At 34.6% G+C, this 21,336-nt stretch carries 13 protein-coding genes and 1 pseudogene; 12 read left to right on the forward strand and 2 right to left on the reverse strand.

Going from position 1 to position 21,336, the window contains the following annotated elements:
* Positions 1-53: 53 nt before the first annotated feature.
* The gene (locus PBAT_RS24900) at positions 54-179 is read left to right on the forward strand and encodes an IS3 family transposase (protein ID WP_084403254.1); all 126 of its coding nucleotides are present in this window, start codon (positions 54-56) and stop codon (positions 177-179) included.
* A 153-nt stretch (positions 180-332) separates the two neighbouring features.
* Here the strand turns inward: PBAT_RS24900 and PBAT_RS18710 are convergent, their stop codons facing one another.
* Positions 333-2,276, reverse strand: coding sequence for an RNA-directed DNA polymerase (locus PBAT_RS18710; protein ID WP_068651769.1), 1,944 nt, complete (start codon positions 2,274-2,276; stop codon positions 333-335).
* Between the two features lie 202 nt (positions 2,277-2,478).
* On the opposite strand from PBAT_RS18710, the gene drt3a reads away from it, so the two are divergent.
* The 3 genes from drt3a to PBAT_RS18725 all read left to right on the forward strand — a co-directional run bounded on the left by drt3a (position 2,479) and on the right by PBAT_RS18725 (position 6,764).
* On the forward strand, positions 2,479-3,795 hold the full coding sequence (gene drt3a / locus PBAT_RS18715; protein WP_068651778.1) for an antiviral reverse transcriptase Drt3a: 1,317 nt from the start codon (positions 2,479-2,481) through the stop codon (positions 3,793-3,795).
* 464 nt (positions 3,796-4,259) lie between these two features.
* Positions 4,260-4,775 carry a hypothetical protein gene (locus PBAT_RS18720; RefSeq protein WP_068651780.1) on the forward strand — a complete coding sequence of 172 codons (516 nt, stop codon included), beginning with the start codon at positions 4,260-4,262 and terminating at the stop codon, positions 4,773-4,775.
* Between the two features lie 9 nt (positions 4,776-4,784).
* Entirely contained in the window at positions 4,785-6,764 is a 1,980-nt protein-coding gene (locus tag PBAT_RS18725) for a hypothetical protein (protein WP_068651782.1), read from the forward strand.
* Positions 6,765-7,247: 483 nt separating this feature from the next.
* Here PBAT_RS18725 and PBAT_RS24905 read toward each other — a convergent pair whose 3' ends face one another.
* Positions 7,248-8,024, reverse strand: a complete 777-nt coding sequence (locus tag PBAT_RS24905; RefSeq protein WP_169810137.1) for a tyrosine-type recombinase/integrase — start codon at positions 8,022-8,024, stop codon at positions 7,248-7,250.
* A gap of 240 nt (positions 8,025-8,264) precedes the next feature.
* Between PBAT_RS24905 and PBAT_RS18735 the strand changes: the two are divergent.
* The 8 genes and pseudogenes from PBAT_RS18735 to PBAT_RS18770 form a co-directional block, all read left to right on the forward strand.
* Positions 8,265-8,465 (forward strand): annotated as a pseudogene (locus PBAT_RS18735) (RNA polymerase subunit sigma-70); the annotation flags it as partial.
* Positions 8,466-9,185: 720 nt separating this feature from the next.
* Positions 9,186-10,145, forward strand: a complete 960-nt coding sequence (locus PBAT_RS18740) for a hypothetical protein (protein ID WP_068651787.1) — start codon at positions 9,186-9,188, stop codon at positions 10,143-10,145.
* A 446-nt stretch (positions 10,146-10,591) separates the two neighbouring features.
* On the forward strand, positions 10,592-10,963 hold the full coding sequence (locus PBAT_RS18745) for a hypothetical protein (protein ID WP_068651789.1): 372 nt from the start codon (positions 10,592-10,594) through the stop codon (positions 10,961-10,963).
* Between the two features lie 681 nt (positions 10,964-11,644).
* Positions 11,645-12,346 carry an RNA polymerase sporulation sigma factor SigK gene (sigK, locus tag PBAT_RS18750; RefSeq protein ID WP_068651791.1) on the forward strand — a complete coding sequence of 234 codons (702 nt, stop codon included), beginning with the start codon at positions 11,645-11,647 and terminating at the stop codon, positions 12,344-12,346.
* Positions 12,347-12,970: 624 nt separating this feature from the next.
* Positions 12,971-16,030 carry an NPCBM/NEW2 domain-containing protein gene (locus PBAT_RS18755; protein WP_068651793.1) on the forward strand — a complete coding sequence of 1,020 codons (3,060 nt, stop codon included), beginning with the start codon at positions 12,971-12,973 and terminating at the stop codon, positions 16,028-16,030.
* 405 nt (positions 16,031-16,435) lie between these two features.
* On the forward strand, positions 16,436-18,169 hold the full coding sequence (locus PBAT_RS18760) for a cache domain-containing sensor histidine kinase (RefSeq protein WP_084403259.1): 1,734 nt from the start codon (positions 16,436-16,438) through the stop codon (positions 18,167-18,169).
* Positions 18,162-19,748: a response regulator transcription factor gene (locus tag PBAT_RS18765; RefSeq protein ID WP_068651797.1), complete on the forward strand. Its 1,587-nt coding sequence runs from the start codon at positions 18,162-18,164 to the stop codon at positions 19,746-19,748. Before PBAT_RS18760 ends, PBAT_RS18765 begins: the two co-directional genes overlap by 8 nt.
* A 30-nt stretch (positions 19,749-19,778) precedes the next feature.
* Complete coding sequence (locus PBAT_RS18770) at positions 19,779-21,140, forward strand: ABC transporter substrate-binding protein (protein ID WP_068651799.1); 1,362 nt, start codon at positions 19,779-19,781, stop codon at positions 21,138-21,140.
* Positions 21,141-21,336: the final 196 nt, after the last annotated feature.

Genomic DNA, 21,336 nt, shown 5'->3' on the forward strand with positions numbered 1-21,336 from the left:
GAAGTATGGATAACGTTGTCATGTAGTGGCAAGTATGGGGCGTCTAGCTTCATATGTTTCATTCTGTAAAGCAGGTCGAACACGCCGTTAAGCAGTACATCCATTTCTACAACCATGAACGCTTTCAAAAGAAACTAAACAACCTGAGCCCCTACGAATACAGGACTCAGGCTGCTTAAATATTGCTTTTTGTTAATTGTCTACTTGACAGGGGTCACTTCAAAAGACGAATAGTCTACTTATGTAGATGTAATTTGATAGTGGATGATCTTTTATAGTATCCACTATCAGGTACAGTGCAGGTTAAATTGCGTATCGATATTCAAAAAAAATTAATTTCCAGAAATACCAATTGAATGATTGTTTGTTTTTAATATTAAGTATTCAATGACATTATCATCAGTTTGGTCGAGTTTGAAAAATGGCTTATTGAAATCCAACACATAATCTTTAAAAAATATAAATAGAGGACTGTCACTCTTCTTAGACCAAGGCACTTTGGAGATTTTTTTTTTGATTTGATTTATTTTATTTTGTGTCTCCTTCTCCAGGCTACAGTGTCCAGAAAAATCATGTATTGGCAAAAATAAATTACTAAGCATAAAGTCTTTGACTTTTTGTCGATCTAAAGGTCCATTAAAATATTTATCATTAATTTGTTCAATGATTGTATTCATTATTTCGTTAATTAAAGCCCTTACTTTTGAATAGCGGTATCTACGCTTCTTAGTATCTAAGTAGAACATAATAGAACCTATTGTAAAGTAACTTTGGTCTGTTTTTAGGTAGTTAATAAGTAAGCTTTCAGGAAGGTCTCGTTGAAATCTGCGCATAAATAGTATTAGATTATTAAGTTCAATATAATGTGTGTTTATGTTGAATTTTAAAGTTTCAAGGCACTTTTTAAAGATTATATTTAATGATTGATCTAACAAATTTTTTTTGGAATATGAACTGAATTTGGTCATAAACTTAATGAATTTTTTTATATGAGCGGAAGTTATAGAAAAGATCAAAGAATAGTGTAAAACATCAGTAAGTGACATAAGGTAGTAAGACTTTATTTCTGAGCTTTCATTCTCAATAAATTTAAATATTTCTTCAAGGTGATTATCGAATGAATTGAATACATAACTTATGATTTTTTCGGACTGTTTAGGGTATTCTGCCATAATCCATCGTAGCTCATCAATTAAGTTGAAATTTAATCTATCAATTTGTTTTTTTGTGAAACCAACATTTGTGATTGTATGTTTAGTGAAGAACTTCAGAAAATATTTATCAAGAATAGTTTTAAATTTTGGTACCCACATCCTGTCTTTTAAAAAAGGACGAACTTCGTAGAATACTTTGGATTGGTTTATATCAAGCTTATAATATTTACAAGTCTCATCATATAAAGAACGTGTTATTTCTAAGATATCTTTATTATTTGAAAATATAAATATATCATCAATAAAGCGAACAATTTCATAGTCTTTTTTATGATATATTTCTTTTTTCTTTAATGAGTCGTAGACAATTAAGTCAATTCTCGATAGAACTATTTCTGCGACACTTCTTGAAAATTCAGGTCCTACAACTATTCCATTTGTTTCATTGTAATTAGCTTTTTGCATTAGCGAATCTAAAATGTAGGAGAATCTATTTTTTTCCCGTAATAAATCTTTAGCTAGTTCTTTTCCACCCAAATATGCCCAATCAATACTATGAGTATAAATGTGGTCAAAACAACTTTTAATATCAATTTTCAATAAATATTTGTACTTCATCTCAAGGCTTTTAAACAAATTGTCTTTGTAAAAATTAGTGATTCGGTTATATTTCCATTTCACGAAGAAACTATCTACGTACTCTTCGGAATCATTATTTTTATACTCTAAATTCTCGTCAAGTAAAAATAGCATTTCATTTTGTATTTTATCTTCTGATATTTTCTTTGTAGTATTGATTCCGGATGGGTATCTTACTGAAAAAATAGAATTGTTTTTACAATACTCAATGAGTTCAAAACCAAATTGTTCAATGAATTTTTGCATCTGAAGCTGGGAGAAAGGATGAACTAAACTTAAAAATCTTTTTGTCGTATCATCTTTCCATATTGAAAACTGAATTGGTATAGAATACTCATTACCATATTCCGCCAAATTAAGATTGATATTAGACCAAACTTGATTATCCTTTATATGTCGATAAAGCTCAACATTAGAGTAGATAAGGGGGATTTCATAGGGTAAAGTGTCTGTCAGAATAAAAATTTTACTGTCGATTTTCATCCAATATTCTCCTTTCTTTGGAAGTATGATATGATTATATTAGAAACGTTGGCTGCGGTACAGTAGTTCCTAGTTTTACTGCCTATTATCTTTATTAATTTGGGATGACTTGGATTTTATCCGGAATCCTGAAAAAACACAACCACCAGTTTGTACGGGCCAATGTTCTAACTTTACGACTGTAGGAGTAGGTGGGGAATTAATGAGTATTATTACAGATGAAATGCTGGAAAGTTACTTATTGTTACTTGGATCAAGGCTACGAACAGGGACAGATAAAATAACACCTACAAATTTCTATTTGGAGAAATTAGATAATTATCAAGTGATTAAAAATAAAGTTCAAGATGGGACTTATAAATTTACTAGATTAAAAAAGATTAAATTAGATAATGGAAGAACAGTATGTATACCTACTATTCGTGATCGTTTAACCATGGAAATATTAAAGGATAGAATAAAAAAAAAATATAAAGTTAGATATAATCATAGAGATTTTATTATCAAAACTATCATTGGAAAATTGAACAGTGGTACTCCGTTTCATGTAATTAGATTAGATATTAAAAGTTTCTTTCCAAGCATATCACATAGTAAATTATTGCAAAAACTTAGGAATGCCTCTTTATTGAGTTACAGTGAATATGAATTAATAAAACGATTATTAAGATTATCTGAAGGTAACATAGGAGTACCACAAGGGTTATCGGTTAGTAGTATTTTGTCTGAAATATTTTTGGAGAGTTTTGATGGTGATTTAAGAAGATTACATCCAAGGATTAATTACTATTGCAGGTATGTTGATGATATTATTATTTTTATTAATGGTCACCTGTCAAAAACAGAGGAAATTGAAGTGAGAAGACGCCTTGAAGAAATCTTTGAACATCACAATTTAAAGTCAAATATCGAAAAAGAGCAGATAATTAAATTGTCAAAAAAAGTTAAGGATGATTTTGACTATTTAGGTTATAACTTCAGCTATGACAATGTTAAATTAAAAATAACAATATCAGAGAATAAAGTTAATAAGATAAAGGGAGTTATAGATACTTACTTCGATAACTTTCAGCAAACTCATAAAAATGTTCATTTATTGTTAGAGCAGATGAAATATATTACCAGTAAAAAAAGTCTTTATAAGAACGGAAGATTTTTAGACAAAAGAGGTGATTTAACCTACTATAATCGAAAGATTTACTATGGAATAATTGAAAGTTATAAAGAAATAGGTGGCGAAAGTGAATTATGGAATTATTTTGATAGATACATAAAGGGCAAGCTATTAAGTTGTAGAAAGAAAAATTTAATAACTGGTGGGGAAACTCTACGAGAATTGCACAGCTATTCGTTTAAAAGAAATTTCATTCAAAACAATATTTATAAACTAAATAAGCTTAGGAAGTATGAACTTATTTCGTTACTGATGGAGTTAGATAAGTCACTGGTGTTAAGAACTCTTTCCAGAGAAAATAGGATTCAACTCCTCGAAAGATACTTTAAACTAGTAGACCTTTGAACTATGTTGGTAATCCTTATAGGGAAGAAAATATTGAAGAAAGACACTTGCAATTACTATTGCAAGTGTCTTTCTTATCTGTTAATTGATTTTAATAATATTATCATATTGGAAATATTTGTATCGGGTGTGAGTGTGAAACTTCTTGATGCTATCGGTTGAATACTTCAACAGTAAGTTACATTTATTTTCTCATAGACTCAGGACCTTCTATTTCTACAACATGTGTAGTGTTTTGTTCATTAACACTCGAAAAAATGAAAAAAATCGTAAGTGACGGGGTAAGAAGGGAATGAATTTTCAAATACTAATGCAATAATAGAAATATTTTAAATTGGAAAACTCAAATAGCTATATATTTGCCTCAGGTTCATATTAAATAATTGGAAGGATTATAAGAGAACAGGTCGAATTTAATATATACAGGGATTATAATGGAGAATTTACAAATTAGGAGAACAAGCATGAAACGAATATATTCGATACCTAAGTTGTTTTGTACATTAGTGATTATGGTGATATTGGGAATGGTTTTCACAAAAATATTTAACAACAACAAATGGCTAACCATTACACAACAAGACGTTGATTCATTATTAAATACTGTTTGGCAGGTTCATGCAGGAATTACAACTTTGAGCATAGCTATATTGGCATTATTAATTGGATTTAGTCAACAAAAAAAATATGGTATGAAGGTGTTAGATTTCTTATTAAAGGAAAATAGAAGGTTTGTAAAGTTCCAAGATGAAGTGATTTTAGGTTTGGTACTAATCCTTGTCCAATACTTCTTTGTAGCTTATTCAGCATTAGCGGGTGCAATCTTCATTTTTACTATTAGTATATTATTGACTATTCATATGCTTCACTCTAGCATTAAGTTAATACTTTTCGAAGAAGTAGTCAAAAATGAAATGAAAGCCTACATATTAAAACAGTGTAAAGATGCTATAGAAAAAGAAAATCTTATGGTTGAATGAGGCAGAGATATGAAATATTCTTTAAATCGTTTGTATTTGCATACAATAGATCTCATAAACAAAAAAGAGATTGATGAAATCAACCAAAACATAGACTTGTTTGGTGATATCCTAAGAACAATTGTACAAGAGAGCAAAAATCCAACTAAATCACAGTTTATGAAAGTATGGTTACAATATGTTGATCAAATCGGTGAGAAATTAATTGAGAATGGTTTGGCAAAGTTGGCGGTTGGTATGTCGAGATCGTTGTATGCAGTTATAGAAAGAGAGCATCGTGTTCCATTAGTTTTTGGTAACATGATAAAAAATTTATTGAAGCAAATCCCTGAACAGAAAAGCAGTGAATCGGTAAAAGAGTTGAACCTATTGTTTTTGCTTGACGATATGTTTAATAATACTGGTATATATGATGGTCAGTATTATAACCATGATGTTGTGATTGAGTTCAGTAGATATTACTATTTCATATCAAAAAATAAATTTCTAAATGATTTAGAAAAATCATCCCTAATATCAGAGTTATTTCAGCACTGTATGTATCTAATGTATTACAAGAGGACAGAAGAAGATTTGGAAAAGATACAAATCGTATCTAATATAATCTTATACTTGCTGAAAACAATGATAGATGAAAAAGACGTTGCTAACTTTAATCAGAGTATAGACATCCTAAAAGAATCGGATTTTTTAATTCGTGATAGTATTAATCTTGTATCAATGCATTTAAAGATTGCCGTGTACCTTTATTATCTTGGTATTAAAGAACCGCTAACTTCTGAGGGTAGACATCAATATAAAAGAATGATGCTTTCGGGAAGCGATTACTGGCGTGATCTATTATTTGGTACCAGTCTTTGGGGTAATTATAGCGAAGTCCAAAATGCATTGTCTAGTTGGGAACGTTTAGAAGGAAGTAATGCAAAATGGTTGATGATGAAGAGTGTTGTTAGAGAATTTTTTCTTTTTTATGATTTGGTCTCTGGAAATTTAAACATCGATCGCATCCCAGAAGATATATTGAACGAATCAGAAGTATTCTCGTTCATTAGTAGTCACTTCAATGGTTCGAAAATCAATGTAGAGACAATTCAAGAATATCATCAATTCAAGAAAATGATTGGACTTGATGGAGATGAAGAAAGTGCCCGGATTGAAATCATGTTATTAAGTGAGCAAATATTGATGCGATATAAAGAGATAAAGTTCAAAGAAGTAAAGATTGCCTCTAAAGCAGTGGATGTTATAAATCATAACATAAAAATTATTGAGGAAGAGAGTAAAACAATTACTTACAATAATCCTTACTTTATTTCAGCGGGCAATGGATTTGACGTTGCCGAAGAGTTAGAAACATATATGTTTAACTATAATTTTAGTACTCATATTCAGTTTATCGCTACTAAAAAAGAAGCGAAAATAGAATTTTATCTTAGAACATATAAAAGAAAATTAGAAGATTTCATTTTGGATGTCTTTGAACAGAAAGGATTTATCAAAGAATCCTTGACTTATGAAGAAAGACATAAGATTAGTAAATTGTTTAGGTTAGTAGATTCAATTACTAATGACGAATCTGTAAATATCAATAGTTTTATATATGGTATTTCATCAAACACGAGTATTTTATATCGAGAAGATGAAAGTGAAAAGATTCGGTTACAAAAATTTATAGAGGGTATGAATGCCTTTGAAACGGATTATTTTGTATGGGTAGGTTTTGATAGTAAACTAACACGACTCTTGGTAAGAGATATTGAAGTTAAAATTAATGATTTATCCGATATTGAGATCAAAAAGGAAATGGAAAAGAACAAGTTGAGTGATGGACAGTTCAATCTCAATATCGTCAACGATGTTTCTGTCTTATTTAACGAAGATGAGGCTACCGAATACTTAAAGTTAAGTAGGAAAATAGTATCTATATCGTTGAGATTTGATGCAAAAATAATAGATATACCGGGATTTATTATAAAAGTAACCAAATGATCAATACTAGACGAAATTATTTGTTCTGTTCCTTTCCACAAACGAATTAACAAGTGTTTCTTTATTTGGAAACAGCTATTACCTGAAAGGGGGAATCGAGTAGAGTTTGAATCTGATGAATAAAGAATTTTGTATATTTTTCAGCGGATAACAGACTGAAATCGCTTGAGTGAAGCCTGTTAAGTTATAAGTGTAGCTCTCAAAATCACAAACAAGGTTATGGCGGGATAGTAATGGATCTAATAGATAGAAGTCTAAGTAAGGCGTTCGTATCACTCGTAACTCTTAAAATTAGTAACTCCAGAACTTTCCGAATTGGTCAATAGATAACTACTCACGGAGAACGTTAGAGATTTTTTCTGCTGCTATAGCTGACGCAAAGGCTGCGATGCAATTACCAGATAAATTAGTCAAAGATCTGCTGGAAGACCCTACGAATAGAGAAGAGATTTTTCGCTGGATTCTTGAAGGCATAGAACCTGGTCAAATGACGAATGAACAATGCCCATTCATTAATTTTTCGTAAGGGAATGGATATTTTTTAGTAACTTCATTCTTCAAATCAATAGGCAGCATGTGAACATAGATCCTTGTGGTTTCAATGGATTTATGTCCAAGAACCTGCTGCAAAATTTCAATGGGCATTCCTTCTTTTATACAGTTCACAGCAAAGGTGTGTCTCATACTATGGACAGTGTAATCCCCCTTCATTCCAATCGTTGTGTATATCTTGTCCATCCAATATTGAACATTTCTTATACTAATAGGCTGCCTCGTATCATAGCACCTCTTCGTGAAAAATGGATCTTGGTTTCTCACATCCCATTCATAAATTCCCGTTCGTGCAAGAAAATCTAGTATAGCAATCTTTACCTCAGGGTACATAGGTACATACCTCTTGGTGTTATTTTTGCTTTTTCTAATAAATATAATATTTTCAGTGATATTAAAATCACAAATCCGGAGGCGGACTGTTTCGGATATTCTGCAACCAGTAGTTAATATGAAATATATGATCGACCAATTTAGAAATGGCCAAGAACCGATTTTAGCGGTATTCAGTAATGGTTCTATATATTCGTCTGGTAAATAACGGGGGTTGAGATCATCAGCCCAATTCTCAAAACGATGGCGTAGATCTTCACTAATATACTTCCTCGTGTACGCAAATTCGAATAGATTTTTTATTATTGCTTGTTGATACGTATTTTTTGTTTTAGGGGTGAGATCTACCCCTTTTTTAGGGCGACATGTTCTCAAAAATTCATATAGTAAATCATCATTTAGATCAATAAGTTGAATAAAACTCTTTGTTGTCGACTAATTTAAGTTAAGAAATACGTTTACGAAATGTTACGGTCAGTGTGCAGAAAAAACTGACCCTCTTTGTTTTCCAAAGATACATATTTACCCCGTACATGCACAGATAGGCATCTGCCCACATAGAATAAAATGACCGTTAACGCAGTAGGTTGTTGTATTCAGTAGGAGGTGTCATCTTTGTCTGGACTGATCAGTATGATTGCTTTATTTATCAAGGAACTCACGCTTCTGGTATCTTACGTCAAGAACAATGCATTTCCCCAACCTCTTTCCGAGAAAGATGAGAGCAAGTACTTAAAGTTGATGGCCGAAGGAGACGGCTACGCACGAAATATGCTGATTGAACATAACTTACGACTCGTAGCGCATATCGTCAAGACATTGTGAACACGATCCGATGTAGTTTTGTTGGACAAGTTACATTATTTATAGAGCACATGTGGGGTGCTTAATATTGATGGTTCTGAATGATGTAACCCTACAATAAAGCCCTGCTATAACCAATAAAAAAATCCCGAAAATTGAATAAATCCATGATAAAATCGGGGATGAATGGACAAAGCGGAAACCTCAAACCTCAAACCCATCATGCTTAAATATTGCATTATTTCTGTTTGTAGTAGCCGTATAAAAGTTTATCTATGTCGAAAATTGTAGAATAATCGAGATATCATATGGAAAGTAGGGCTTTTTTATCATTTATTGTATTAAATTTGTTTATACATATCATGTTTGTTATTATTAACCTATATTTACCAATATGTATGGCTCGATAATATACCTCACGTTGAGATAAGAATTACACCTTGCGATTTTTAGGATCATATTATTCTCGTACTGATACCATTTAAAGTAAGAGAGTTTAGCAAGTGCGGTAATTGAGGTGGAGCCAGTAAGATTTCTGGAGCTGGCCAGTTCTCATCACAAATATTACGAGGTTTATGTTTTGAAGAAAAGTCTAATGTTACTAGCAATATTCTTGCTTATGTTTACTGCTTCTCCATAATTCTCATTTGCTACTAATGGGGATACGTTTACAATAACAATGTATATGAATTTGATAGTGAAACTTATAAAAAAGTAAAACAATACAATAACTTGACCGTAGAGCTGTTGTCAGCAATTGATCTCTTTTTTGTTTTAGACACCAAAGAGGAAGTAATAAAAGTTGATAACGTTTCTTATGAAGTACATCATGATACAGAGTCAAATATAACTATAATTTCAGCTCAAGGGACGCTGATTACTGGTGAATCATTCGTATTGAAAATAGGGTATGACAAAAAAGAGAATGCAAATGGTGATATAATTATTTCGGTTCCTTCTATTGGTAATGAATTTCCTAAAGAGACATTCATACATTTCAATAATAATGAGTGGATTTCACTAGAAGATATGCATGAGATTATAGAAAGAAACAGCCAGACAATGGTAATGCCAATGGCTGACAATCTATCTTATGTAAAATCATCTAAATATGGTAACTATACTTTTTCAAATATACAATGGAATACTACCAATCTCGTTTCAAATAATGATAATAACTTACAGATGAAATTTCAGCCACTATTTTCGAGTATTAATACTTGGAAGGACCCTTATGGTAATACTGGAGAATTAATCAAGAAGCAGTCTGAAATCTTCACTGTATTGACTCGATATCAATCATATGCAACTACATCTCCATATGCTATTGCATACACATATCCGATAGTGAGAGAAACAAGTCAAAAAACTATCCCGATTGCACTTTCTTACGCAGGAATAGGATCAGAAATTCAGATTCCAATTGGTTCAACTAACACTAAAACAGATGGTAACCCTGCTCGCTGGGATCTCAATATTATTTCGATTCCATTACAAGATTCAAACGGAAGAGATCTTGATAAATATACTATTCAAGGGACAACGAAAATTACTGGAGCAGGTAGTAATGTTAAAATTCAGGCAGGTATTTATGTGGAAATTGGAGCCATGTATTCCTTTGGTAATAGACCAGTCCAGTGGACAACCTTTATCGATACTTATACACATGATTTTACTGCAAAAGTCCAATAAATATTCGCGAGTACTATTCGCAACTGTTGAACCTAGCACTGTTCCACCTTATCAGAGCAAAATAGCTTGCGTAACTCTATTTAGCACCAACAAAATCTTAGATTCTACGCAATGTAAATACAGAAAGATGCTGAACAAGCCGCATCTTAGTCCTCTCCTATCGGATTATATCTTCGAATTTATCCTACTTATGGAAAGATTGGTTTCTGCATTTTGCTAAGCTATGATGACTGGTAAATGAAACATTCATTAAGTACTAGGTCTGCATCTGTCTATTCTTGTTTGTTGTTGAGTAGGACATACAACAAACAGGTATAGCAGATGTTTTTCAATTTTAATCTTATATATATATTATGAAGTACTGATTTGGGTTTTGAGCCAAGTTTTCTTTTTAAAAATACATGGAGGTTGGTTATTAGCCAGTCTTTCAATAGGGGTGTGAGAGTATGAAAAACCTCCTGATTTTATTTTTGCTAATTATTCTCATCTCGGGATGCAGCAAAGATAACATAAAGAAGGCCACAGATTATTTATTGATAAATCAAGAAAATGAGATCTCGGTTGTTGTTTTTACAAATAAATCAATGGAAGATTCATTTATAGAAACATTACAGCAGAAAATAGATTACATTAATAATAACTTGAAAATTGATAAATCGATTACTAATGTATCTTTTATTGATGTTAGAGAAGATCAAAAATATAATTACGAGAGTATATTTGACTTGAAAACATATCCCCAAATTATTCTTTTTGAGAATGATGAAATCGTTTTGGTAACTACGGATTCGGATGAACTTGTCCGGTATTATGAGTAATAATCAGACTATTCCTATTTAAAAAAATAAATTTCAGGAAAATTTGGCGTAAACTTGGAAATAGCATTGCAACAAGAACCACATTCCAATGTAGCTCGAAGTATTTCTGAATTTCTTTATAAAGATTCTTGACACAACTTTATAATCTCTCCATTCTGCTGTATAAACGAGGTCTTCTTTTTGTCTTTTTAGCAGTAACCCCTATCCAGTGTCGAATGAATCCATCATTCAAGAATTAATTCATTATACCCATGTAATATGGTTACTAGAACTTGTAAAATACGATTGTACGCACGGTCAGGCTGAATTATATAACTTAAAGCTCGCTTTACCGGTAAATTAAAAAGGTCGATTATGGTCAGTTATCACTATGATTGACCTTTTTTTGTTATGTTCGTTTCTTGAGTTATTTTTCAAATCTATCGCAACTGTAGAAATACCCTAATACGATAGGGAAGGTGAATAGTAAATAAATACCTGAACAAATTATGAGAGCGGAGCCTGTTATATAGTCCGTAATATTTTAATAATTTGTATTTGTGGGTTTAAGGGGAGATTTAAACCATTCCACTTTTGCCAAAATACATATTTCCCCCGTACATGCACAGATAGGCGCACGCCCACATAGAATAAAATGACCGATACGCAGTAGGTTGTTGTATTCAGTAGGAGGTGTCATCTTTGTCTGGACTGATCAGTATGATCGCTTTATTTATCAAGGAACTCACGCTTCTAGTATCTTACGTCAAGAACAATGCATTTCCCCAACCGCTATCCGAGAAAGATGAGAGCAAGTACTTAAAGTTGATGGCCGAAGGAGACGGCTACGCGCGAAATATGCTTATTGAACATAACCTGCGACTCGTGGCGCACATCGTCAAGAAATTTGACAACACAGGCGAAGATCTCGAAGATCTGATCTCAATTGGGACAATTGGCCTGATTAAGGCAATTGAAAGTTACCAACCGAATAAAGGAACGAAATTAGCAACATTTGCTGCTCGGTGTATTGAAAATGAAATATTAATGCATTTGCGTTCCCTCAAAAAAACACGTAAAGATGTATCTCTCCACGATCCCATTGGAACGGATAAAGAAGGTAACGAAATCACTTTGATTGATATTCTAGGTAGTGAAGCAGACGACGTGGCGGATCTCGTTCAACTGAAGATTGAGAAGAGTAAAATCTATCGTAACCTGGATATATTGGACCCACGTGAACAGGAAGTCATTAAAGGCCGATTCGGACTGGAGCAGGGCGGAGAGGAACGAACGCAGCGGGAGATTGCGAAGGAACTTGGGATTAGCCGTAGCTATGTGTCACGTATCGAGAAGCGGGCATTGATGAAGTTGTATCATGAGTTTTATAAGGTGAAGAGGTAATAATGAGCCTGCTAGTGTGACTAGCTATATTAAATATAGCAGCGTTTTCGCTAACAAACATATCGTATTCGTTGATTTCATGAAGTACGTTTAGTTATCCTGTACGGAGTAAGGTATATAGCGCTTTATAAAAAGCGTCTTCATCATGATGTTCAACTGGGGTGCAGTTCAACTCCAGAGGGACATCTTTTTTCGTACTTTCAGTATGACGTTGCATCTTTAAGATATAATTCCGGAAACGTAAATGGTACTACTTTTTTGTGTATTTTCCACCCTCCCCGCAATCTATTCGACAACCTAGTCTGCGGAAACTTTCGCACTTCTATTAGATCAGTCATTTGAATAAATTGGATAGTGATGTACCTGGTTTATTAACTAGAATCTTCATTTAAGCGAAGGCATAGGTGATATTTATGGACAGGTATTGTCGAAACATACGTTAAAAGGAAGTCATGTAGAAATAGCAGATATCAACAATGAATAGGTTATTGACATTAAGGATATCTCGTGAAATACTGTGATAAATGCGATACAAATTGTATCGAGAGTCTCGTTTTAGTACGAGTGTTTATGTGTAGTGTACTAGTAGCTAGGAACAAAATAGTTGAGAAGGAGGTTTATGAAATGAAAGTTTCTACTCGAAAATATGTCATTTTCTTGTTAGTTATGACATTTATGACTGCACAGATGTTTAGTTTGAAAAACCCTTCGGTTCAAGCCGCATCGTCGGAAAGTGACGGTGTAGTGAATAATGCGGTAGTTACTGAGAATCAACCAGGTCTAACACCTATTATGGGTTGGTCAAGTTGGAATGCATTTAGAATTAATATTAGTGAACAACTTATTCATGAACAAGCAGATGCGATGGTGAGCAGTGGCATGCAAGATGCAGGATATCAATTTGTGAATTTGGATGATGGATGGATTGGTGGACGAGATGCATCTGGGGTGCCTCAACCTAATCCCAAATTTCCAAGTGGTATGAAATCATTAGCGGATTATATTCATTCTAAAGGATTAAAGGCGGGAATTTATACAGACGCAGGCAGAAAAAGATGTGCTACGATTTATGACAATGACCCATATACAACCGTAGGAGATGGCAGCTATGACTATGGTCAACTGGATTTTAATACATACATTAAAACATGGGGATACAATTTTGTGAAAGTTGATTGGTGTGGTGGACAAGAAATGCGCCTCGATCAGGAAACCGAGTATAAGAAAATCAAGCAATATATCGATAATATAGGGATTTCTACGTTATATGAAATTTGCAGTTGGGCATTCCCTGGGGCGTGGGTTACCGATGTGGGATCGCAGTGGAGAATTTCTGGAGATATCTCACCTCATTTCTCATCCATTACAAATATTATTGATATCAATGAAAAATGGGCTCAATATGCAGGACCGGGCCACTTCAATCATATGGATATGTTGCAGGTCGGTAATGGAATGACCTATGAAGAGGATAAATCTCATTTCAGCATGTGGGCTATCATGGCTTCACCTCTCATTGCGGGTAATGACTTACGTACGATGTCCGCACAGACGAAGGAAATCCTTACGAATAAAGAAGTGATTGCCGTTAACCAAGATCCTATGGGGATTCAAGGCATTCGTGTGGTAAAAAACGGGGACAAAGAAGTGTGGGCGAAGCCGTTGGAGAACCGCTCCAGTGGTGCAGTGGCATTATTTAATCGGAGTAATTCAGCGACGAATATAACTGTGAACTGGAATGACTTAGGGATATCTGGATCAGCATCTGTTCGTGACTTATGGGCTCATCAGGATAAAGGTTCATTTAGTAGTTTATATACAGCTAATGTTCCAGCACATGGTATCATAGTTCTTAAGATCAAAGCTAATTCAGCATTTGGAATGGATAATTTCCAGTTTAGCAAAAACTCAAAACAGGATATTGCTGTCTCCATGGCAACGGACGGGAAATCGTTCATTGATTTGAAAAAAGGTAGCGAATTACTAGTTAATGGTCAAGATTATGTCATTGACGGAGAACGATTAGTTCTCAAAAAAGAATATTTGAAAGCACTAACGAATGGTAATATCACATTTACCATGAATTATAGCGAAGGATGGTCACAAAAGATTAGTATCGAGATTGTAGGTCAAGATGGTTTCGAATACTTAAGTGATTTACCATGGGATAAAGCTGTTAGCGGATGGGACGTTGTGAGAAAAGATAAAGGTGGGCCGGAAGGATATGATTTGAAAATAAATGATGTCGTCTATCCAAAAGGGATATGGACGAATTCCAACTCTGAAATTATATATAAACTCGACGGCAAGTATCACGAATTTAAAGCTTTTGTTGGGAATGACGACTTTCAGCGACCGAATGGTAGTATTGTATATCAAGTATGGACAGATGGCACGAAGCGATTTGACAGCGGTCTCATGAAAGGCTCTGAGAAGGTAACGAAAGAAATTTCCTTGAATGTAGCTCAGAATAACGAACTTAAATTGATTGTCCTTGATGGTGGAGATAATAACTGGTACGACCGTTCTATCTGGGCCGATGCCAAATTATTGTTTAAAGATGACAATGCGACACTCAGTGGTATACAAATTGGAAGCACCATGCTCGATGGTTTCGACAAAAATAAATACGTATACGATGTAGAACTTCCTCCTGGAACGATGACAGTACCGACTGTCACGGCAACGACATACAACTCTTATGCTAAGGCAGTCGTTACAGAAGCTACAGCACTTCCGGGAACGACAACAATTAAGGTGACGGCAGAAGATGAGAAAAGTACGCAGTTGTATTCCATTAATTTTAAGGTTAACGATCCCGTAACAGTAACAGGCGTTCAAATAGACAAACCGGCAGTTACATTAAAAGCTGGTGCAACGAGTGAACTCATTGCAACGGTATTACCTAACAATGCCACGAACAAGAACGTAACTTGGTCGAGTTCTGATGTAACTATTGCTAAAGTGGAAGTGGCGAATGGAAAAACAGTTGTAACCGGGGTGAAAGCGGGTAATGCAACGCTCACAGTGACAACCGCTGACGGAAAATTTACGGCAGTAAGTCAAGTCACGGTGGGAAGCAATACCCCGGAAGGTCCCATTGCGACCTTATCTGGTGATAATTCGGTCAGGGCAGGACAGCTATACAGTGTGGTGTTAGGCCTAGGAAATGTGATAGACAATGTGTACGCTGAAGATATCTCACTGAATTATGATTCAAATGTATTTGAATTTGTATCCGCCCAATCCATTAAATCCGGCGTTAGTCTTATAGAGACTAAACAAGCTGCACCGGGTAAGATTCGTTTGATTGTAGCTAGCCAAGGAGCAAGCGAAGGTATAGTAGGCGATGTTCAAATGTTGGAGTTGATTTTCAAATCGAAGAATTTAGAGCAATCGGCTGTTGGAAGTATTGCAGTAGTAAGTGCCATGATCGCAGATGGCATAGGCAACGAGATTGAAGCGGGATTGAATACGCTTAGTGTTCAAATATTATCGGGAATTTCGGGTGATATGAACAACGACGGCAAAGTGTCCATTGGGGATTTGGCCTTCGCAGCGGCGAACTACGGTAAAGATGACTCGAGTCCGGACTGGAATCAAGTTAAGATTGCAGACATCAACAATGACAAGGTCATTGACATTAGCGATCTCGCAGCTATAGCGAACAAAATTATTCAATAGTCACGTGCAACACACAATGGAGGGGAGAAGTAATCCCCTCTTTTTATGATACGGAAAACGATGGAAGATAGGTTTCAGCTGTCCTCCTCATAAAGGGAACAGAGGAACGTTGCTGAATACCCGAATCGGTTTCGATCCGTAGTTAACATGGTAATAACATCACAAATAAGATAAACCGATCACTGTTGGTCTACAACAGTGATCGGTTTATTTTTATTTGACATCTGGTCGTGTTCAGAAAGTAGGATTAGGAAAAAGGTGAATAACGTATAGCTCAACTATTTTTACATAGGATTTCTAGAGCAATAGATATATTATGATGATTACAGGAAAATATTAGAATGAAGTATTTCCAAATCGAATTAGGGGGAGAAGAGGATTCGTTATTTTAAAAACACTATAAAAATGAAAATTATGATTTCCTTTTTAGTCGTACTAATTTTACCCACAGCTTGTATAAGTATCAGTTCTTACGTTATTTCTAAATCTTTACTTACTGAGAGAGTCAGCGAATCCTTCATGGATAACTTATCGTACCTAGGTCAATCCCTGGAGTTTGACATGGGGGAGTGGATAAGGATCATAGATCTACTACAGGTAAATCATACGATCGAATCTATATTCACTTCAGAATACGACAACGAGACAGAATATTTCTTTGACGTAAAAAAGGCGGGACAGGTATTCGATGATTGGGCATATGCCTCTAATATGTATACATATATATCATCTCTAGTAGTTGTTGGGGATAATGGGAAAGTCATTCGGTATGGAGAAGATGTAGGGCGTTTGAACGTTGAAGAACTGTTGCAGAAAGACTGGGCTAGAAAGATAGATCAATCCAATGGTGAACTCGTATGGATAGGTATTCATGAGAATTATGCAGGTATTCATTACCGTAATCCATATGTCGTCTCCCTTACCAAAAAGTTAGATTATGGGGGAAGTCAGGCTTTAGTATATATAAGCTTTAAATCACAGTTCTTTTTTGATAAGTTGAATACCAAACATGATCCGAATAACGATTTATTCTTACTCGATTCACATAATCGAATCGTATATAATCGTGATCCAAGTCTTATAAATCAGTTATATGAGAATCATCTTAATATTCAGAGTAAAGGATATTCGATGATTACCAATCAGAGTGGTGAAAAACTTTTAGCAGCAAGAGTGACGATATCTAATACGGGATGGAGTGTGGTAGAGACAATTCCGTATAAGACGCTAACACAAGGGAGCACAATGATTTTTAAAGTCACTACCATTGTATTTCTACTATCTTTTCTTGTAACCGGTTTCGTATGGTTCTTAATTACCTCTAGAATCGTTAATCCGATTCAACGACTTACGAGAACGATGAATAGGGTGCGAGGTAATGAGCAGATTGTGAGGGTGGAAATTCAGAGCAATGATGAAATTGGTCAATTAAATCGAAATTTCAATTATATGATGGAACGTATTGATCGATTGCATCAAGATAATTTGCGAGAGCAAGCAGAGAAGAATGATGCGGAATATCGTGCATTGCAATCTCAAATCAATCCTCATTTTCTTTATAATACGTTGAATTCAATACGTTGGATGGCGATCATTCAAAAGGCTGACAATATACGTGAAATTATTGAGGTGCTTGGTCGCTTACTGCGAAATACAATCAAAATGAACGATACAATTATTCCGATTCGAGTCGAACTTGAATTGTTAAGAGATTATATTCAAATTCAGAAATTAAGGTACAACGATAAATTTGAGGTAGAATTTTTGTTCGATGAAGAAATAACCGAATATCAATGTATAAAATTTATATTACAACCGATTATCGAGAATGCGATTTTCCATGGAATTGAGCCCAAAGAGGGACGTGGAACCATTACCATTCGATTGTTCATAGAATCCGAAGTTTTATGGATAGAAATCTATGATAATGGGGTGGGGATGGAGCAAGAAGTATTGAATAAACTACTAATGGCTAACGACAAGAAGGGGAGTATCGGGTTAATCAACGTCCATGAACGAATACAACGAACTTTTGGACAAGACTATGGTCTTTTCGTTGAAAGTGAGTGTGGAACCCATACTCTAGTAAAGATTAAGCAGCCGGTTATTACATCAATTGCGGAGGGTAACGATGATTAAAGTACTTATTGTTGATGATGAGATGTTATCGAGAGTTGGAATTAAGTCTTTAATAGCTTGGAATGAAAAAGGCTATATGGTTGTGGGAGAAGCGGAAAATGGAAGAAAAGCATTTCAACTCATTCAGGAGCTACAACCAGATATTGTAATTTCGGATATAAAAATGCCTGTAATGAACGGAATTGAATTAATTGAGCAAGCCAACAAAGGACCGTATCAACCTGCTTTTATTATTCTTAGCTCCTATGATGATTTTGACTATGTAAAACAAGCGTTGATGCTTGGTGCCAAAGACTACTTTCTCAAACTGGAGCTAACCCCGGAGCAGCTCTTGGGAGCGATGGATAGGATTAAGGATGAACGATTTGCCGAACAGAAACAGTTTCCTAAATTTAAGCAGTCTTATGTTGAACAATTAACGGCGAATGATTACCAAATCGTTAAAAATAATTTTCTCAAAGAGATTATTCAGGGCAGAAACTGCGAAGAGGAAGAAATCCAAAGTAAGCTAAATGCACTAGGTATTTTACTTCCTAAGGAACGACTTCAATGTGGGGTGGTTCTCATTAATGGGATGGAGGTTTACCCAAAATATAAAAAAAATGAACGTCACCTATTCCAATATACAGTTGAAAATATCATTTCGGAAATCGTATTAGATTATCGGTTTGCACATGCTGTAGTTTCTCAGTCTAAGGAAATTATCATTGTTTTTGCACATGAAGAATCCGATCAAATGGACCATGATATGCATGAACTCATGAGAGCAATCATGAAAGCGTTAAAAGTATATTTAAACATTACGGGGTCCACGGGTACTTCCAAAATACGTAATGGATATCATTCCATTAAACACAGCTATAAAGATGCCTTGGAGGATGCCAACCAAAGTTCTCAAGTTAATTTGATCCGTTTTGAGGTAGGTAAAGATGAACTTGTATCGGAGATCAATCATTTCATTAAAAATTTTGAACATGTTCTACATACTTTTGATATGGAGAAATTAAAGCACTGTCTTGCTCAACTTATCGAAAAAATAAAGAGAGTCTCAGATCGGTCTAAAGATGTTCTGAAAAGTCTTTGTTCTACATTGTTGCTGTCGATTAGTAATTTCATTACCAATCAAGCCAAGAATTTGACACTGGAAGAAGTATGGGGTTCAAACCCTTTTCATTCCATAGAACATTTACATACAAACTTTGATTTTATTGTATGGTTCGAGGAGTTTGAGAATTCTATATCTAGTATATTCAACAGCTTGGGTGAATCTAGTAAATTAATTCATCAAGCGAAACAGTATATTCATAAACATTATTCTTCGAATGTCTCACTTGAGGGCATCGCTGACGAATTGAATATATCACCGAATTATTTAAGTACTTTATTCCGTAAGGAAACAAGTGAAAGTCTAGTTGAATATTTGACGAGATACCGTATTGATAGAGCAAAGGAATATTTATTAACGACTCATTATCGGGTGTATGAGATTGGTCAAATGGTGGGTTATGAAAGTGAGCAGTATTTCAGCAGAGTATTTAAGAAAGTTGTAGGTATGCCACCTGCAAAGTATAAGCTATAGATCGCATGATGCTATGAATGGGGGTGCAGCATGAATAGAACTTTACGAGTATATGTGAAATCATTCGCCATGATAATAATGACGACAGGTTTACTGTTAGGATGTGGGATAAACAACAATAGCAAGCTTCAGTTCGTCGATAGTCTGGACGCTAACGGTATTATCGAGGAAGAGAAAACGGTGTTGAAAATATATGTTGATTCGATCAGAGCGCAGGATACCAACTTTTTGGATGTAGTTCATGCATTTGAAAGGGATACAGATTATAAATTGGAATTCAACTTAATTCCTGGGGACGGGAAGGATATTTATAAGAAGATTGATATTGATCTCGGCTCCAAAAAGAGTGATACCGATATTATTCTTTTTTCGAATCCAATTCTTTTGGACAAGTATAGTGAAAACAATATGTTACTTCCGATAAATGACCTCATAGATGAGCAAGCGTACGATGTGGATCGTATATACGGTGATTACATCACTACATATAATGATAACATTTATAGTTTACCAGCTGGTGCAGGACGCTGGGCCGTATACTATAACAAAAAAATATTTGATGATGCCCACATCCCTTATCCATCAGGTGCATGGACATGGGATGATTATATTGAGACTGCACAGAAATTAATGGTTGCAGGCCACAAGTTCGGTTCCTACATGCTGGATTATGATAACTATCTGTATTTTATTGCAAGACAAAAGGGGATACCTTTATATAAAGAAGATGGATTATCCAATTATGATCATCCATCCTTTAAAGAAAGCTTAAGGCTCTTCGCGGAAATAGGAAATGTTTATCAAATTCAGCCGAATTGGCTAGAGTTCAAGACGAAGAAATTACCTTGGGACGGGTTTATGACAGGCGAGTATGGATTGACTTTGATCGGAACGTGGTACACCAACATGTTCTTAGACAAGAAATTATATCCTCGAGATTGGGAGTTTGGAATTACGCAATTACCTACCCCTTCAGATGGATTAGGAGACAATAATCTAGGAAATGTAAATAGTATTGGAATAAATAAATATAGTAAGCATCCTTTAGAAGCTTTTGAGTTTGTTAAATATTTCGCAGAGAATAACTATAAGTTTACAGGTGACTTACCTGCACGTATCGACTTAAAGGAAGAGGACCGAATGAGCATTTTTCGAAAAACGGAAGAGAAGTTGAACGGGGAAGTTACGGCTCAGCAATTTAATGATGCGTTATATAACACTGATTTAGGATTTATGAAGGAAAAAATATCTGGGCCTGTGGCCTTAGAGTATAGCCAGATTATTTTAGAAGAGGGAGAATTATATTTGATTGGTGTCAAATCGTTAGATGATGCGGTTCATTCCATCAAAAGCAGAGTAGATACATTGATCACAGATAAAGGCGTACAATAACAGCACTAATAATATATTGAGTAGTCCGAGGTGCCTATTTATTAGGTACCTCGGATTTTTTGGGTTTTCGTGATGATTTACATTAAATCTTAAAATAATCCAATATTTCAATAGATAAGATAAGAAGTGACTCGATCGCGAGTTAAGATCACCTTCATGTCCAATAAATTGAATTGGATAAGATAAGTTCGCAAAG

The organism is Paenibacillus antarcticus, from assembly GCF_001637225.1.
In the GTDB taxonomy this organism is placed as follows: domain Bacteria; phylum Bacillota; class Bacilli; order Paenibacillales; family Paenibacillaceae; genus Paenibacillus_AQ; species Paenibacillus_AQ antarcticus.

Coding starts and splice junctions, on each gene's coding strand:
- PBAT_RS18765 (WP_068651797.1), top strand. CDS start 18,162: ATGATTAAAGTACTTATTGTTGATGATGAGATGTTATCGAGAGTTGGA.
- PBAT_RS18710 (WP_068651769.1), bottom strand. CDS start 2,276: ATGAAAATCGACAGTAAAATTTTTATTCTGACAGACACTTTACCCTAT.
- PBAT_RS18760 (WP_084403259.1), top strand. CDS start 16,436: ATGAAAATTATGATTTCCTTTTTAGTCGTACTAATTTTACCCACAGCT.
- PBAT_RS18725 (WP_068651782.1), top strand. CDS start 4,785: ATGAAATATTCTTTAAATCGTTTGTATTTGCATACAATAGATCTCATA.
- PBAT_RS24900 (WP_084403254.1), top strand. CDS start 54: ATGTTTCATTCTGTAAAGCAGGTCGAACACGCCGTTAAGCAGTACATC.
- PBAT_RS18770 (WP_068651799.1), top strand. CDS start 19,779: ATGAATAGAACTTTACGAGTATATGTGAAATCATTCGCCATGATAATA.
- PBAT_RS18720 (WP_068651780.1), top strand. CDS start 4,260: ATGAAACGAATATATTCGATACCTAAGTTGTTTTGTACATTAGTGATT.
- PBAT_RS18745 (WP_068651789.1), top strand. CDS start 10,592: ATGAAAAACCTCCTGATTTTATTTTTGCTAATTATTCTCATCTCGGGA.
- PBAT_RS18755 (WP_068651793.1), top strand. CDS start 12,971: ATGAAAGTTTCTACTCGAAAATATGTCATTTTCTTGTTAGTTATGACA.
- drt3a (WP_068651778.1), top strand. CDS start 2,479: ATGAGTATTATTACAGATGAAATGCTGGAAAGTTACTTATTGTTACTT.